19 protein-coding genes, 1 tRNA gene and 2 pseudogenes are annotated in these 13,795 nt (G+C 64.4%); 18 read left to right on the top strand and 4 right to left on the bottom strand.

The window, feature by feature from the left end; all coding sequences use genetic code 11:
• On the bottom strand, positions 1-522 hold a 522-nt coding region (locus GNX96_RS38835; protein ID WP_163572690.1), incomplete at its 3' end, for a GNAT family N-acetyltransferase.
• Positions 519-1,310, bottom strand: coding sequence for a GntR family transcriptional regulator (locus tag GNX96_RS38830; protein WP_163572689.1), 792 nt, complete (start codon positions 1,308-1,310; stop codon positions 519-521). The genes GNX96_RS38835 and GNX96_RS38830, both read right to left, overlap by 4 nt.
• Before the next feature lie 218 nt (positions 1,311-1,528).
• Between GNX96_RS38830 and GNX96_RS38825 the strand changes: the two genes are divergently transcribed.
• The 18 genes and pseudogenes from GNX96_RS38825 (at position 1,529) to GNX96_RS38775 (ending at position 10,488) form a co-directional block, all read left to right on the top strand.
• Positions 1,529-1,777 (top strand): DUF6284 family protein, encoded by a 249-nt coding sequence (locus GNX96_RS38825; RefSeq protein ID WP_163572688.1) that lies wholly within the window; start codon positions 1,529-1,531, stop codon positions 1,775-1,777.
• Positions 1,777-2,043: a hypothetical protein gene (locus GNX96_RS38820; protein ID WP_279582633.1), complete on the top strand. Its 267-nt coding sequence runs from the start codon at positions 1,777-1,779 to the stop codon at positions 2,041-2,043. Before GNX96_RS38825 ends, GNX96_RS38820 begins: the two co-directional genes overlap by 1 nt.
• Positions 2,040-2,357 (top strand): hypothetical protein, encoded by a 318-nt coding sequence (locus GNX96_RS58605; protein ID WP_279582632.1) that lies wholly within the window; start codon positions 2,040-2,042, stop codon positions 2,355-2,357. Before GNX96_RS38820 ends, GNX96_RS58605 begins: the two co-directional genes overlap by 4 nt.
• Before the next feature lie 176 nt (positions 2,358-2,533).
• Positions 2,534-2,905, top strand: coding sequence for a hypothetical protein (locus tag GNX96_RS58600; RefSeq protein ID WP_279582631.1), 372 nt, complete (start codon positions 2,534-2,536; stop codon positions 2,903-2,905).
• Between the two features lie 74 nt (positions 2,906-2,979).
• Complete coding sequence (locus GNX96_RS38810; protein WP_163572686.1) at positions 2,980-3,396, top strand: hypothetical protein; 417 nt, start codon at positions 2,980-2,982, stop codon at positions 3,394-3,396.
• A complete protein-coding gene (locus tag GNX96_RS58595) occupies positions 3,393-3,593 on the top strand; it encodes a hypothetical protein (protein ID WP_279582630.1) in 201 nt (66 codons plus the stop codon). The genes GNX96_RS38810 and GNX96_RS58595 overlap by 4 nt, the downstream gene beginning before the upstream one ends.
• Positions 3,551-3,928, top strand: coding sequence for a hypothetical protein (locus GNX96_RS58590; protein ID WP_279582629.1), 378 nt, complete (start codon positions 3,551-3,553; stop codon positions 3,926-3,928). Before GNX96_RS58595 ends, GNX96_RS58590 begins: the two co-directional genes overlap by 43 nt.
• 33 nt (positions 3,929-3,961) lie before the next feature.
• Positions 3,962-5,182: a hypothetical protein gene (locus GNX96_RS38805; RefSeq protein WP_279582628.1), complete on the top strand. Its 1,221-nt coding sequence runs from the start codon at positions 3,962-3,964 to the stop codon at positions 5,180-5,182.
• Between the two features lie 181 nt (positions 5,183-5,363).
• Positions 5,364-5,711 carry a hypothetical protein gene (locus tag GNX96_RS38800; protein ID WP_279582627.1) on the top strand — a complete coding sequence of 116 codons (348 nt, stop codon included), beginning with the start codon at positions 5,364-5,366 and terminating at the stop codon, positions 5,709-5,711.
• 6 nt (positions 5,712-5,717) lie between these two features.
• A complete protein-coding gene (locus GNX96_RS38795) occupies positions 5,718-6,074 on the top strand; it encodes an RRQRL motif-containing zinc-binding protein (protein ID WP_163572685.1) in 357 nt (118 codons plus the stop codon).
• Positions 6,035-6,409 (top strand): annotated as a pseudogene (locus tag GNX96_RS65965) (bifunctional DNA primase/polymerase); the annotation flags it as partial. The gene GNX96_RS38795 and the pseudogene GNX96_RS65965, both read left to right, overlap by 40 nt.
• A gap of 16 nt (positions 6,410-6,425) precedes the next feature.
• Positions 6,426-6,797 carry a bifunctional DNA primase/polymerase gene (locus tag GNX96_RS58585; protein WP_279582626.1) on the top strand — a complete coding sequence of 124 codons (372 nt, stop codon included), beginning with the start codon at positions 6,426-6,428 and terminating at the stop codon, positions 6,795-6,797.
• Entirely contained in the window at positions 6,784-7,062 is a 279-nt protein-coding gene (locus GNX96_RS58580) for a hypothetical protein (protein WP_279582625.1), read from the top strand. Before GNX96_RS58585 ends, GNX96_RS58580 begins: the two co-directional genes overlap by 14 nt.
• A 4-nt stretch (positions 7,063-7,066) precedes the next feature.
• The gene (locus GNX96_RS58575) at positions 7,067-7,714 is read left to right on the top strand and encodes a DUF3987 domain-containing protein (RefSeq protein WP_279582624.1); all 648 of its coding nucleotides are present in this window, start codon (positions 7,067-7,069) and stop codon (positions 7,712-7,714) included.
• Positions 7,674-8,675 carry a YfjI family protein gene (locus tag GNX96_RS58570; RefSeq protein ID WP_279582623.1) on the top strand — a complete coding sequence of 334 codons (1,002 nt, stop codon included), beginning with the start codon at positions 7,674-7,676 and terminating at the stop codon, positions 8,673-8,675. Before GNX96_RS58575 ends, GNX96_RS58570 begins: the two co-directional genes overlap by 41 nt.
• Positions 8,676-8,852: 177 nt before the next feature.
• Positions 8,853-8,990, top strand: a complete 138-nt coding sequence (locus tag GNX96_RS58565; RefSeq protein ID WP_279582622.1) for a hypothetical protein — start codon at positions 8,853-8,855, stop codon at positions 8,988-8,990.
• A gap of 27 nt (positions 8,991-9,017) precedes the next feature.
• On the top strand, positions 9,018-9,668 hold the full coding sequence (locus tag GNX96_RS38780) for a tyrosine-type recombinase/integrase (RefSeq protein WP_279582621.1): 651 nt from the start codon (positions 9,018-9,020) through the stop codon (positions 9,666-9,668).
• Positions 9,669-9,921: 253 nt separating this feature from the next.
• Complete coding sequence (locus GNX96_RS38775) at positions 9,922-10,488, top strand: tyrosine-type recombinase/integrase (protein WP_163572684.1); 567 nt, start codon at positions 9,922-9,924, stop codon at positions 10,486-10,488.
• Between the two features lie 66 nt (positions 10,489-10,554).
• Here the strand turns inward: GNX96_RS38775 and GNX96_RS38770 are convergent.
• Positions 10,555-10,631: transfer RNA gene (locus GNX96_RS38770), tRNA-Met, on the bottom strand.
• 307 nt (positions 10,632-10,938) lie between these two features.
• A pseudogene (locus tag GNX96_RS38765) lies at positions 10,939-13,766 on the bottom strand (UPF0182 family membrane protein).
• Positions 13,767-13,795 lie beyond the last annotated feature (29 nt).

Raw genomic sequence — 13,795 nt, 5'->3', positions numbered from 1 at the left:
CCGGGTATTCGAAGCCAGCTGTGTTGACCGTTCGAACAGAGCACCGCTCGGTGGTGTCACGTCGGCTATCCGCACCAGACGGAACCCAAGTCGCTGGTAGTACGCATGCAAATCGCCACTCGACGACCATGCGTCAAACCGTAGCCAAGCACGATCGGCAAGACACGCAAGTTTTTCGGCGAAGTCCAGCATTTCTCGGCCGAAACCTTGTCCGGCGTATCGCCGATCGATCATCAGACGGTGCACAAAAAGCGCCGTAGAAATCTCACTGTCCGACCATGTACCCGGGTCCGTCGCTTTATTGAGGGTCATGGTTCCGATGGTCGAGTCGTTTGCCTCTGTGCAGCCCATCCACGCATGACCCGCCTGGATGGCCTGTGCCATGTCATCAGCCACTTTCGTTAGCGGGTCGCCTGTCGGCCCCCACTGGTCACTTCCTTTGCCGTGCAGCCAGGTTGCTGCTTCAGTGCGGAGCCTCAGAATCTCGGGAATGTCCGCCAGTCGCGCAACCCGGATGATCACGAGTCTTCCCCAATGGCGGCAGTCTCCACCTGTTCGTATGTGACGATATTGCGATCAGCCGGCAAGATCTCACGGGTGAGTCTGATAGGTCGCTCGTTCGTCCAGCCGGTGCGTTGGTAATACAAGACGAACATTCCTCCGCCTAGGCGAAATGCTGTCGCCTCTTCCCGGGTCGCCGCCCGAGCCGAAACCTCATCAAGCCAGCGAACTTCGCGATAGCCCGCCTTTGCAAGCGCTCGCACCGTTCCCTCTTCTATGTCTGTCGGAACGTCTATTTTCGCTGCCTGTGCAACATCGTACGGGTAGTAGCTGATCTGTTGAGCCCACGGGACGTTGTCCACGTAGCGAAAACAGTCCCTCACAACCACGAGCGCATTCGCCTCAATTTCGAGCCGTCGCGCTACGCCACTTGTAGCCGCCACGATGCGAAAAGAGAAGTCTTGGCTCGGCTGTCCGCCTGCGCGCTCAACCTCGGCGCTCCATGAGTCGGACTTACCCTTGCGGTCTGGTCGCTCGGCTGTGCCGGAGTGAGCAAGCATCGGCAAGCGCCGGATGAACGTACCTGCGCGTCCGCGCGTCTCTAACAGGCCCTCGGACGACAGCTCCTTGAGCGCCTGCCTGATCGTTCCCCGGCTGACGCTGTAGAGCACCCCAAGCTCGGGCTCGGTCGGCAGCTTCGCGCCACCTTTGAGGTAGAACTCCACGCCTTCGACTACTAGGCGTTCTTCGTTCATGATCGCGTCGCGCAGCTGGTCAGCGATCTCTCGGTATCGGACGGGGCTTGTCACGACCGGCCACCCACTTCGTTCATACGGATCATTTCGTCTAGACGAATCTAACGCATCCCTTGACATGACTCAAGTCTGCTGCTTAAGGTCTGTTTCGTATAGACGCAATGGACGATACAGACCGTACAGACGGGATGGACCACAGCTGGCAGCGTGCTACTACAGCGCTGCTACCTGCGGTTTTTGACCCTCTGTGCCTACCCGGAAGGCATGCAGAGATGAGAAACGACCCGATGGAGGACGGTCCTACAGATGCGGAGCTGCTGGAGATCGAGCGTGAGTGGCCGGCGCTTGAGGCTGAGCTTGCGTTGGTCGATGAGGAAATCCGGATTCTGACCGTTGAGGGCGGTCCGACGTTGCTGGATTGGCGCCGGTTGCGGCGGGCTGAGCATCGCGCGCTGATGGCGCGGCATCTGGTCTATGGCACGCCCGCTCCGGCGGCCTTGGACTCGGAAGAGGTCGCCTGATGGTCATCATGACGCGACTGGTCAAGACAACTGTTGCCGCCGCCGGAGCGGTGCTGATAGCTGCGCTTTTGCTCGGCTGCACTTCGCTTTCCGGGACAGTCACGCACCGGTACATGGCGGTTGGCGCCAGGAGCACTTTCACGTACTGGGTGTGTGTTCGCGATCAGGGCGGACATGAGGACTGCGAAATCGTCCCGATGAGCATTTACCTCGCCTGCGGCAAGGGCGACCAGTACCCGACCTGTTGGAAAGAGGACTCGCGATGACCATCGAGACCACCACGCAGGAGTCCCGTTCGGCGTACCCGCCTCCGGTCGATGCGCTGCTGCCCAAGGCACGCAAGCTCACAGCCGAACTGGGGGAGGTGCCATCCCGGAACCGGCTGATGACCGAGCTGCGGATCGGCGCACCGAAGGCACGCGCCATCCTCGCCGAGCTGACCGCACCGGCACCGTTCACCGACACCGTTTCGGCGAACCGGCTGCACCTGGTCCCCTCCAGCTCGGACCCGCAGACCCAGCGCCGCCGATCCCGACCTGAGCACCGAAACGGCTGGTGCTTCAGCCACGGCGCCGGTTGAGGATGCCGTGCAGGTAGTGCCGGCCGTAGACCCGGGCACGCCGCAAGCGCTGGAGGGACCGGGCAGGAGGTCAAGCCGGTCAAGGCGTGTGCCGGTGCTGTTGTTGGCCGCTCCCGCGTTTGTCGCGATCTGGTCTGGGTGGGTGGGGGCTGGGCGGGCTCACCGGGTTCGGTGTTGTGCATCCGTTGCCGGGGATCGTGGACGGTTTCGCGATCAACACCGCGATCACGCTCCCGATCGGCGTGGAGACCTACGCCGCGTACGCGCTGCGAGCTTGGCTCGCCGGTCGTACGGAAGGCCCGACGCGCCAATTCGCGAAGTGGTCGGCGATTGGCGCGCTCATCCTCGGCGCGCTCGGCCAGGTCGCCTACCACCTGATGAGCGCCGCCGGAGTCACGGCCGCGCCGTGGTGGATCACCACCGCTGTCGCCTGCCTACCGGTCGCGGTTCTGGGCATGGGTGCCGCGCTGGCGCACCTGCTCCGCGCGCAGACGACACACCCACATCCACTCGTTGAATCCGCCCGGAGCGCGGCCACCACGGCCTAGGAACCGGACCGCGCTCCGGCCACCCCCACACAGGAGGTACCCGCACATCATGTCCACCGAACCGAACGACAACAATGACCGGCCCCAACAATATTGACTGGGACGCTGAGTTTGCCGCCCTTGATCAGGGCAGCGCGGGCAACAACGTGGTTCCGCTGCGCAAACCCGGCACCGACGTAGAACGCTATGACAGCTCTTTTGAGGTCGAACTAGATGACCCGGACTCGCCGGAGTCCGCGCGGCTCAAGGTCGCTGATCCTGGCGTCACGATTGCCCTGCCGGCCGATGAGGACCGGCGCGAGCCGATCATTCCGGCCGCGTTCTTGCTGGGGAACCTGCGCGGCACCATCAACCGGGCGGTGCGTCGCTGGCTGCACATCAGCGCGTTTCACGCGGTCCGGGTTCCTTGGTATGGCGGGAAAACCGCGATCTACGGCGCGGTTGGCGCGGTGCGCCTGGTGCAGCGGCAACTGCGGTGGTGGTGGTGGTGACCGAGCAGGGCCCGGTCCGGCAAGCGGTGGCGGACAACGCGCACCGCGGACCCGAAGGAGGCCGCGAAGGCTATAACCATCTGCTGCAGGAGTTGAAGGAAACCCGTCGCTGGCGCGGCTGGGTGATGGCCGCGCAAAAACGCCGGGGGTCGCGGTGGGCGGGCTGCTGCTGTGCACCCTCGCCCCCCCCCGGGTGAACCTCAGCGTCGCCGGCATCCTGCTCGGCGCTCTGGCGCATTTGGGTCGCCCGGCGCACAAGCCGATCATCTCCAAGGCGATTATCGCGCCGCGTTTTCGCAAGCTGAACCTCGATATCGTGCTGCGCGCCTACTACGCCGCCGGGCTCGGCAACGCGGATAAGCCCGGCCAACAGGTGCAGTTTGGGGCGCAGATGACCCGCGACTCCCGTGGCACTGGTTCGCAGGTGGTGGTGGACCTCCCGTACGGCAGGGGGGGGGCTGATGTGTGTGCTGCTAAAGGAAAAGATCGCGTCTGGGCTGGACGTGCATGTCAATCAGGTGTTCCTGACTGAGGATGAGACCAGCAGTCGGCGTCACCTGCTGTTGTGGCTGACCGGGACCCGCTCGCGATCGGCGCTGGCCGTACTGACCTGCTGGACTGCAAGCCGCGCAACATTTGGCGGCCGGTCAAGTTCGGCAAGGATGAACGCGATCAGCTGGTGACGCTGTCGCTGCTGTGGATCTCGGTCATAGTCGGCGCCCAGCCACGTAAGGGAAAAACGTTCGCCGCGCGGCTGCTCGCGCTGTTTGCCGCTGCTGACCCGTGGGTGAAGCTGATCATCGTTGACGGGAAGAATTCGCCGGACTGGATCAAGTTCCGGATGGTCGCGCATCGGATCATTTTCGGTACGCACCCCAACGTGAACGACCCCGATCCGGTGGGGAACCTGCTCGCCACCCTGGATGAGATCCTGGCGCACATTGACCGGGTGAACGAGCAGCTGGCCAAGCTGCCGGTCACCGTGTGCCCGGAAGGCAAGCTCACCGAAGAGTTGGCGCGCGACCCCCGGTACCCGGATCTGCGAGTGTTGTTGCTGGTCATGGAAGAGTTTCAGGTCTATTTCGAGACCGAAGACCAGGCCATCAACAAAGAGATCGCGGCGAAGCTGTCCCGGATTCAGGCGGTCGGCCCGTCCGCTGGCGTGAGCATCCTGTCCAGTTCGCAGAAGCCGGCCGGAGTCGGCGCCGGAGATGTGGGCCGGTTGTTCAACCGGTACCGCGACAACCACGCGGTGCGGTTCGCGCTCAAGTGCGGCAACCGGATCGTGTCCGAAGCGGTCCTCGGCGGGGACGCGTACGCCGAAGGTTTCGATGCGTCATCGCTGCCAGTCGGGGACAAGTACCGGGGCGTGGGTTTCCTGTACGGCGCGACCGATGAAACCCCGACCGTGCGGACGTTCCTCGCCGACCACGGCGACGCTGAGAAGATCCTGACCGCTGCCCGCGCCCATCGCGAACGGGTCGGCACCCTGACCGGCATGGCCGCCGGAGAGGACATGGCCCGCGCATCACGCGACGTGCTAACTGACGTGCTGCTGACGGTGTTCACCGGAGACGACCGGTTGCACTGGACCACCATCTCCAGCCGCCTGGCCGAGCAGATGCCGGAGCAGTACGCCGACATCACCCCGGACAGCATCTCCGCGCAGCTGCGCGCTCTCGGCGTACCGAGCGGCAACGTCAACCGGGACGGACAGGTCCGCAAAGGCGCCAAAGCCGCCGACATCAAGGCCGCGATCACCAAGCGCCAAAACAACGGAGCGTAACCGTCCAGTAGATCGCTGACGGACCGGTGAGGTAGCGGGCGGCCCGCTACGGGTAGCGGCTGCGCTACCCAGCCCGCTACCCACCCGCTCCCACAACAGCCCCCACCAGCCCACATATCCGCAGGTAGCGGGTAGCGGGCACCCCCTCTCACGCCCAAAAACAGCCCAGGAGGCACCTACCATGCTCCACCTTGCCGCTACCGCCACCTTCACCGCCGCTACACCCAGTAACCACCCGATCGACGGTCACACCCTGCACGGACCACTGCTCTCCCTCGCCGTTCACCTCCTGCCGTGGCTGCTGCTGGCGCTGCTGCTGTGGGTCCCGTACTACCTGCTGACCTGCTGGACATGGCCGTTCGCGAACTGCCGGGGATGCGGCGGCCTTGGCAAACGCCGGTCACCGTCAGGCCGCACGTTCCGCGAATGCCCGCGCTGCGGCGGCAGTGGCAGCAAGCTTCGCGCCGGCCGGTACCTGATCAATCACCTACTGGCCAACCGTCGCACCGCGCGCCGGCACGAGCACTGACCGGCCATGCCGACCTATTACGACCCAACCGGCCGCCGGTACGGCCTGCCGACCTTCCCGTACCGCTGCGCTCCCGAGGGAATGGCCACCGTCCGGCAGTTGCGCGCCCGTGGGTTGCGGCCCGGTGGGCAGGAGATCGCAGCTCAGATCATGTGGCGCCGGGGACGCCGGGTCGCCTACCTCTACCGGATCGAGCTGGCCAAACCCAAGCGCACCGCCACTCCGGCGCAGCTGGCCGCGATTGACAAGGCGCTGACCGCGCGTCGCACCTGCTCCACCTGCAGGCAGGTCAAAGAGCACTACATCTCCCGCCGGTACGGCGAATGTTTCGACTGCTACTACGGACAGGAGCACGCGGCATGACCGCCATGACCTCCACTCAGACCAGCACTCTCGCCGCCGCGCTGGACGCTGCCGAACGTGGTTGGCCCGTATTTCCCATACGGCCAAACGACAAACGGCCCGCGTTTCCCGATCACACGGCCGATCGGTGCATCGGCCGCGACCTGCGTTGCCGGGCCGGTCATCAGGGATGGGAACCGCGAGCCACCACCGACCCCGACCGTATCCGGCGGGCCTGGTCGATGGCGCCCTACAACATCGGGATAGCCACCGGACGCGCCGGCCTGGTGGTGGTCGACCTTGACCAGCCAAAGCCCGGTAACGACAGCCCACCGGCCGCGTGGCGCCTTCCTGGCGTGGCCAACGGAGCCGATGTGCTCGCGGTACTCGCCCGAGCGGGCCGGCGCATCCCTGGCTGGGCTGCTGGACACGTTTACGGTCACCACCGGCCGGAACGGGCTGCACCTGTATTTCACGGCACCGAGCGGCGTGCAGCTGCGCAACACAGAAAGCAAAATTGGCTGGCTCATCGACACCCGTGCCCAAGGCGGCTATGTGGTTGCCGCCGGTTCCACAGTTGCCGGCAAGCCGTACCTGCTCACCCTCGATCGCGACCCGGCGCCGCTTCCACCGTGGTCCCTCCAGCTGCTTTTGCCTTCTCCGGCACCGATACGGCGGCCGGCTCCAATGCCGGCCGGCGCCGCTCGCCGGTCCGCGTACGTCGAAAAAAGTGCTGCGCGATGAGACGGACCACGTCCGGACCGCGCGGGTCGGTCGGCGCCGCAAGGCGCTCTATGTGGCCGCGCTGAACCTCGGTCGGCTGGTCGCGGGCGGGGTGCTGCCGGCAAATGTCGCGCGGAGCGTGCTGGAGGGGTGCGCGCGGAGCACATCGCGGCTGGCGCGTACACGCAGCGCCGGGCCGATGGCGCGATCTCAGACGGCATCCAAGCCGGCGCTCAACGGCCCCGCACCCTTGCCGCATGACCGCCGTGCAACCGAAAGGAGCTGACCCCATGAACATTGCCGACGAGCTGAATGTGCGCGCATTCCCCACGGCGACTGACCTTGCCGCTGCGGCCGGATGGGACCTGCCCGTCCCCTTGTCCTCATCGGCCCGGCCGCCATCGTTCCCGATCGATGTTTTCCCCGGCTGGCTGGCAGAAATGGTCACCGCTACCGCCGTGTTCACACAGACCGATCCCGCGATGGCCGGCACTGTCGCGCTGTCCGTGCTCTCGGCGTGTGCCGGTGGGCGAGTGCTGATCGAGGCCAAACCGGGTTGGCGTGAGCCCTGCAATCTGTTCCTAGCCGTATTCGCCGAACCAGGCGAACGCAAAAGCCCCGTACACGGTGCGCTGACCGGCCCGCTGCTGGCTATCGAGGCTGCTCTTGCTGCTGAGCAAGTGCGGCCGGTCATAAAGGAAAACGCCGCGCTCAAAGACATCGCCGAGCGCACCGCCGAGCAAGCCAAAGGCATGGCGGCCAAAGCCGATGCGGCCAAGCGGGAAGCGTTAACCGCTGAGGCGGTTGCCGCCGCACTGGCCGCCGACGCCATCACCATCCCGGAACCGCCCCGGCTGTTTTACCGACAACGCCACCCCCGAAGCGCTCACGTCGCTGATGGCCGCCAACGGCGGCCGGATGGCGCTGATCTCCGATGAGGGAGGAATATTCGACACCTTGGGCGGACAGCATTCGAAACTTCCGAACCTCGACCCGTACCTGATGGGTCACTCCGGCCGGCCACTGCGCGTTGACCGGCTCGGCCGCGAAGCCGAATACATCCCCAACCCCACCCTCACCGTGGGAGTGATGGCGCAGCCGTCCGTGCTGCGCAAGTTCGGCACCAACGGCGACCTCACCGGCCGGGGCATCGTGGCCCGGTTCCTGTTCGTACTGCCGGTCAGCCTCGCCGGCTACCGCGACGATGACGCCCCACCCGTTTCCGAGCACATCGCGACCGTCTACGCGACGCAGGTTCACGCGCTCGCTGCCAGCCTCGCCGACTGGACCGACCCTGTTGTGCTCACCCTCACCGATGACGCCCGTACGAGCCGCTCAACGTCCGCGCGCGCTATCGAGGTACAGCTACGGCGCGGCGGGGCGCTGTACGACATGCGGGAATGGGCCAACAAACTCACCGGAACCACGATGCGCCTGGCCGCGCTCCTACACGTCGCCCACCACCCGGACAACGCCTGGCAAAAGCCCGTCGACGGTGCCCAGATGACGGACGCCGTACGGCTGGTCGCGTTCTTCATAGAGCACTACCGCGCCGCAATGACGGCCATTGCCGCCGATACGGCAGCGACTACGGCGCGGCACGCGCTCGGCGTGCTGATTGACAAGGAAATGCTGACGTTCAGCCGTCGCGATCTGCACCGCCGGATGCCGCGCCGGGTTGGCAATACCGCCACCACGGCGGCCACCGTTGCCGCCGCGATTGAGACGCTCATTCAATACGGATGGGTCCGCCAACGCGAAGACTCCGCGTACGAGCTGCACCCTGCCGCTGCCGACATCTCCGAAACTGCTGACACGCTGACAATCGACCTCGAAACGCCCGTTTCCGCAGGTCAAACCCCTATCGACGCTGTCAGCAGCGCCACTGACAGGTGCTGACAGTGGTGACAACCCATCTCAGCTGTCAGCACTGTCAGCACCCCGTCAGCAGGCCTGCTGACAGCCTCAGACGCCATATGACCTGCGAAAACACGGCCCGGGCGCCCAATTGTCAGCGTGTCAGCACTTTCCGGTCCAGCACGCCATTCGATGCACCCATAAAGGGGAGTACTAAATATGTCCAGCACTGACCTGCCTGCCCTGCTGCCGGTCCCTCTCGCTGCGCAGCTCCTCGGACTCAAGCGGGCATCGGCATATCGCTATGCCGCGCGCGCGAACTTCCGACGCAGCGCTTTGGTGGCCGCGTATACGTGATCACGGCCCAGATCCGTCACCTGCTCGGTGACTCGGAGGTGGCGGCATGACCACGCAAAAGGGCCGGCCCCAGATTCCAGGCGTGACCGTCTACCCGCGCGGGAAAAAAAAAAATGGGCGTTCATCGTGTACGGAGATCGCGACCTGCTGACCAACAAACGTGATCGCGTTTATCGAGGCGGTTTCGAGACCGAAGACGATGCCTGGACCAACGCGATTAAAGCCAAGGCTGAGGTTGACAAGGGCAAGCCTGTGCGCTCGGCGAATGTCAGCGTCAAAGATTTCTTCGTCGAGTGGCTGGTGTCCGTCAAGGAGTCGATCAAAGGGACGACCTACGCGAATTACGTTGACAACATCGACGCATATATCGTGCCGATGCTCGGTCAGCGCAAGCTCAAAGAGGTCAACGACGTTCAGGTTCTCAACGCGTTTTATCGACAGTTACTCGCAGAGGGACGGCGGAAGCCAGACAACAACACCGTGATGTACGACTACTGGGTGACCAGGCACGAGCAGCGTAACGGGCTGGGGCCGACGCCAACGGAGATCTCGAAGGCGTGCAAAACGACGATCCACGCGGCGAAAAAGCGGCTGTCCTTCGGTATCGACGGGGCCGGCTCCCCATCCCGCACTCAGCAGGGCTGGCGTCCAAGTCGGTCCGTAACGTCCATCGGCTGATTCACCGCGCCTTAGGCGACGCGGTCAGCTGGCGGTACCTCGACACCAATGCCGCCACGTCTGCCCGCCTGCCCCGACTAGGCCGCAAGGGCAAGAACCGTCCCAAACCATGGACCGTTCAGGAACTTGCCACCTGGCTCAAAGTGGCACGGACCGATCGCTTTGCAGGTCTCTGGGTCTTGGCCGCCACAACGGGCATGCGACGCTCTGAGCTTGCCGGAGCGGCCCGCGATGGCCTCACGATGTGGTGGCTGTGCCTGGACTGCGCGATCAAAAGCACGATGCCTTGCCGGCCGGCACTTGTGAAGGCTGCGGGTCGAAAGAATTCATCGGCCAAGGCACGCTCGAAATCGACGCTACGCGGGTCGTAGTTGACGGCAAGGCCGAGGATTCAGACGGCAAAGGCGAGAGCAGCGTACGCACGATCTCCCTCGATCCGTTCACCGTGGCTGCGCTAGCCGGGTACCTGGCGAAGCTCGACAAAGAGCGGAAGGCGTTCGGCGCGAGCTACCCCACACACGACAAGCTGATGTGTTTCGAGGATGGCCGGAAGCTTCATCCGGATACGGTCACCCGCCGGTTCAATCGCACTGTGGACCTTGCGGGTGTGCGGCATATCCGGCTGCACGACATCCGCCACACGTACGTGACCCTGGCAAGGGACAACGGCATGGACTCAAAGGTTCTGACGGACCGGGTAGGCCACGCCAGCGAGACCGTGACGAAGCAGATCTACACCCATCGGTCTGTGGGATTCGACCGTGACGCTGCTACCGCCATGGGGACGCTGATCGAGAAGGCGCTTGAGCACGTGGCCTGAGGCCAGATTTACTACAGTTCTTACTACGAAGGGCGCCGGAGACAATGTCTCCGGCGCCCTTTTCCCTGGTAGCGGGGGTAGGATTTGAACCTACGACCTCTGGGTTATGAGCCCAGCGAGCTACCGAGCTGCTCCACCCCGCGTCGCTGAAGAGAACATTACACGGCCCCGCAACGCGATGGCAAAGGGGGTCGCCCTTCCACGCCGGATAAGTGGCCACCATCACGTCATAGGCACGTCACGCTGCGGAAACGTCATGTTCGCCGAGTGGCCGCACAGTCGTACGGGCCTGGTGAAAGCTCACCAGGCCCGTACCAGAAGTGACCGAGGTTACAAAATCAGCTGGGCGCCTTCGGCGACCCGGACGGTCCAGGCGACGCTGAGGCCGATGGGCTGGCGCTCGCGCTGGGTTGGGCCGCCTGCGCGGCCTGGAACTTCTCGATGGCCGCCTCAACTGTTGCGCGCGCGGCCGATCCGGACGAAGTCGTCCGCCTTCTGGGCGGCATGCAGCTCGGTGATGGCGGCCTGGATGGCCTTGACCGCGTCGTTGAGCTGGGAGCTCACGCCGGTCGGTGGGCTGCCGGAGGTGGGCGGGGTGCTCGTGGTGGGCGGGGACTGTCCAGTCAATGCTTGGATAACGTCGGACACGGACGACCCGGAGACGACCTTTCCGTTGTACGAGGCGAAGATCAGCTGCAGGGTGGGGAAAGGCGCGGCCCCGGACTGGGGTTGCAGGTAGACCGGTTCGATGTAGAGAAGTCCCCCGTTGACGCCACCAATCGGCAACATCAGCAGATTTCCGTATTTCACATCGGATCCGGAGGTCGCACCGGACCCCTTCAGCTGGGTAAGTCTGGTGGCGATCGCCTGGTCGTTGACCAAGTTCGTCTGAGCCTGGTTGGGGCCGGCGGTCGACGACGTGGGCGGCAGCGGGTAAAGGTTCAGCACCGTGCCTCCATCCCCGTCGTACGAGGCGGAGAACATCGCCGCGAGGCCGTCGCCTTTGGCAAAAGTGAGGGCGCTGGTGGTCTGGAATGTCAGGTTGTTCTGCTTGGGAAACTGGGCAAGCAGGAAGTACGGCGGCTGGGCGCCGGTAGGCCGGGTCGGATCCGGTGGCACCTTCCAGAAATTCTGGCCGCCGAAGAACTCCTGCGGGCTGGTCACGTGATAGCGGGTCAGAACTTCGCGCTGGACCTTGAAAAGATCCTCCGGATAGCGGAAGTGCGCGGCGAGGTCCGGCGAGATATCGCTGGCCGGCTTGAGAATCCCACCGAACGCCTTGTCCCAGGTGTCCAGCAGAGGGTCGTCCTGGCCCCATTTGTAGAGTGTCACGGCGCCCGTGTACGCGTCGACCGTGGCCTTGACGGAGTTCCGGATGTAGTTGATCTGATCCTTCTGCTGCGCCACGGTTCCGTTGCCCGTCAGCGAGTCCTGCGTCGCGTCACCCAGAGTTTCGCTCTGCGCATAGGGAAAGCTCGACGACGTGGTGTAGCCGTCCACGATCCAGACGACCCGCCCGTCCACGACCGCCGGGTACGGGTCGCCGTCGACTCGCAGGAAGGGCGCCACCTTCAGGACCCGATCGCGTGGATCCCGTACGTAAAGCAGCTTGGATTCGGAGTTCACCGCACCGGGCAGGATGAAGTTCACCGCGTGCATGTTGATCGCGTACGCCAGCTGGCGCAGATACGAGTTGATCGGCACGCCACCGACGCCATTGGCCGCCTTGTACGTCGTGTAAACCGGCGCACCGGTGGACGTGACGTGGTCGTACTCCTGCGGCTGGCTGCCTTCCGGCGCGCCGACGATCGAGTAGTTGTCCTCGAATTCCTCGCCGTAGTAGATCTGTGGGTCTCCCACCGGGATTTGCTGCTCGTTGCACATCGCGGTCTGGTCTGAGGACAGGAAACCAGAGACATAGCAGGGCTGTCCGTTGTTGGTTACCTTGCTGGTCGGCGCGGCGACGAATCCGTACCCGTGCGTGTAAACCTTGTGCTCGTTGCTCCAGTTGGTCTGAGTGCCGGTGAGCCCGTCGTAGTTGAACTCGCGGACGCCGACCACGTATTCCTCGGGTTTGCCGGCAGTCTGCGAATACTGGTCCACGTCAAGTTTGTCGTTGAACTTGTAGAAACCGTTGCCGCGCTGGTTCTGCAGGAAGGTCGCGGACACCACGCTCGGGTCCAGCAGCCGGATGTTCGGCACGTTCTGGGTGTCCGTATGCAACAAGGAGGTGGGTGCCGACTGGCTGGGGTTGTAGCTGGTCTGCTTCACCCCGGCGATGCCGTACGAATACCGGGTCGCCTCGATGTTTCGCTGGATATAGTTCGATTCCAGCTGCGCCGCGTTCGGCTTGACGTAGACCTGGTCGGCGACGAAGGGCACGATGCCGCCGGCCAGCACCGCCGACACGCCCAGCAGCGCGATCGCGACCACCGGCAGCATGGCGTTGCGCACCCAGATCGCGATCACGAACATCACCGCCACGAACACCGCGATCAGCAGCAGGATGTTCTTGGCTGGCAACAGATAGTGGATGTCAGCGTACGAGGCGCCGTCCACGCCGGTGATGTCGCTGGACGAGAAAACCAGGCCGTAGCGGTCGAGGTAGTACGCGTATGCCTTCAGCAGCAGAAAAGCGGCCAGCAGTGACCAGATGTGCAGCCGCGCGCGGTCGCTCATCCGCTCCCCCGCGCCCTGCAGCCGCACGCCGCCGTACAGCCAGTGCAGGAAAACCGCGCCGACCAGGCTCAGCACCACGGCCGTGAAGGCGACTCCGAGGACGTACCGGAAGAACGGATATTCGAACATATAGAACGAATAGTCCTTGCCGAACTCCGCGTCGGCCTTGCCGAACGGCGTGGAGTTGGCATATTGCAACCACACCTGCCATTGGCCCTGCGCGGTCAGCCCGGCGACCACTCCACACAGCCCGGCGACCAGCGAGATCAGCAGCCGCACCGCGGGGTCAGCCAGAGTCGATATCGCTCCAGGTTCTGTTGCTCCAGCGACATCGGCCGGTATGCCGGCTGCAGGCGGTATGCGAGCCACAGGTTCAGCCCCACGAACGCGGCCATCACGGCCCCGACGATCAGGAACATGAAGACCCTGGTCTGGAGCATCACGGTGTAAACGTCGCTGTAGCCGACCGAGTCGAACCACCACACGTCGGTCAGGACGGTGACCAGGCTGGAGCCCAGCAGTGAGATCGCCAGCAGCACCACCACGACCACCAGCAGCACCCGGCTGCGACGGCTCACGGTGGGCAAAGGTGCGCGCATCGCCACGCTTAACTCCCGGTGTTTTCTCG

It is taken from the genome of Fodinicola feengrottensis (assembly GCF_010993775.1).
In the GTDB taxonomy this organism is placed as follows: Bacteria; Actinomycetota; Actinomycetes; order Mycobacteriales; family HKI-0501; genus Fodinicola; species Fodinicola feengrottensis.
Note: the sequence above shows the minus strand (reverse complement) of the source record. Positions and strands in the feature narration are given on the sequence as shown.

Coding starts and splice junctions, on each gene's coding strand:
- GNX96_RS38825 (WP_163572688.1), top strand. CDS start 1,529: ATGAGAAACGACCCGATGGAGGACGGTCCTACAGATGCGGAGCTGCTG.
- GNX96_RS58605 (WP_279582632.1), top strand. CDS start 2,040: ATGACCATCGAGACCACCACGCAGGAGTCCCGTTCGGCGTACCCGCCT.
- GNX96_RS38800 (WP_279582627.1), top strand. CDS start 5,364: ATGCTCCACCTTGCCGCTACCGCCACCTTCACCGCCGCTACACCCAGT.
- GNX96_RS38810 (WP_163572686.1), top strand. CDS start 2,980: ATGACCGGCCCCAACAATATTGACTGGGACGCTGAGTTTGCCGCCCTT.
- GNX96_RS38795 (WP_163572685.1), top strand. CDS start 5,718: ATGCCGACCTATTACGACCCAACCGGCCGCCGGTACGGCCTGCCGACC.
- GNX96_RS58585 (WP_279582626.1), top strand. CDS start 6,426: ATGTGCTCGCGGTACTCGCCCGAGCGGGCCGGCGCATCCCTGGCTGGG.
- GNX96_RS38820 (WP_279582633.1), top strand. CDS start 1,777: ATGGTCATCATGACGCGACTGGTCAAGACAACTGTTGCCGCCGCCGGA.
- GNX96_RS58565 (WP_279582622.1), top strand. CDS start 8,853: ATGTCCAGCACTGACCTGCCTGCCCTGCTGCCGGTCCCTCTCGCTGCG.
- GNX96_RS58575 (WP_279582624.1), top strand. CDS start 7,067: ATGAACATTGCCGACGAGCTGAATGTGCGCGCATTCCCCACGGCGACT.
- GNX96_RS58570 (WP_279582623.1), top strand. CDS start 7,674: ATGGCCGCCAACGGCGGCCGGATGGCGCTGATCTCCGATGAGGGAGGA.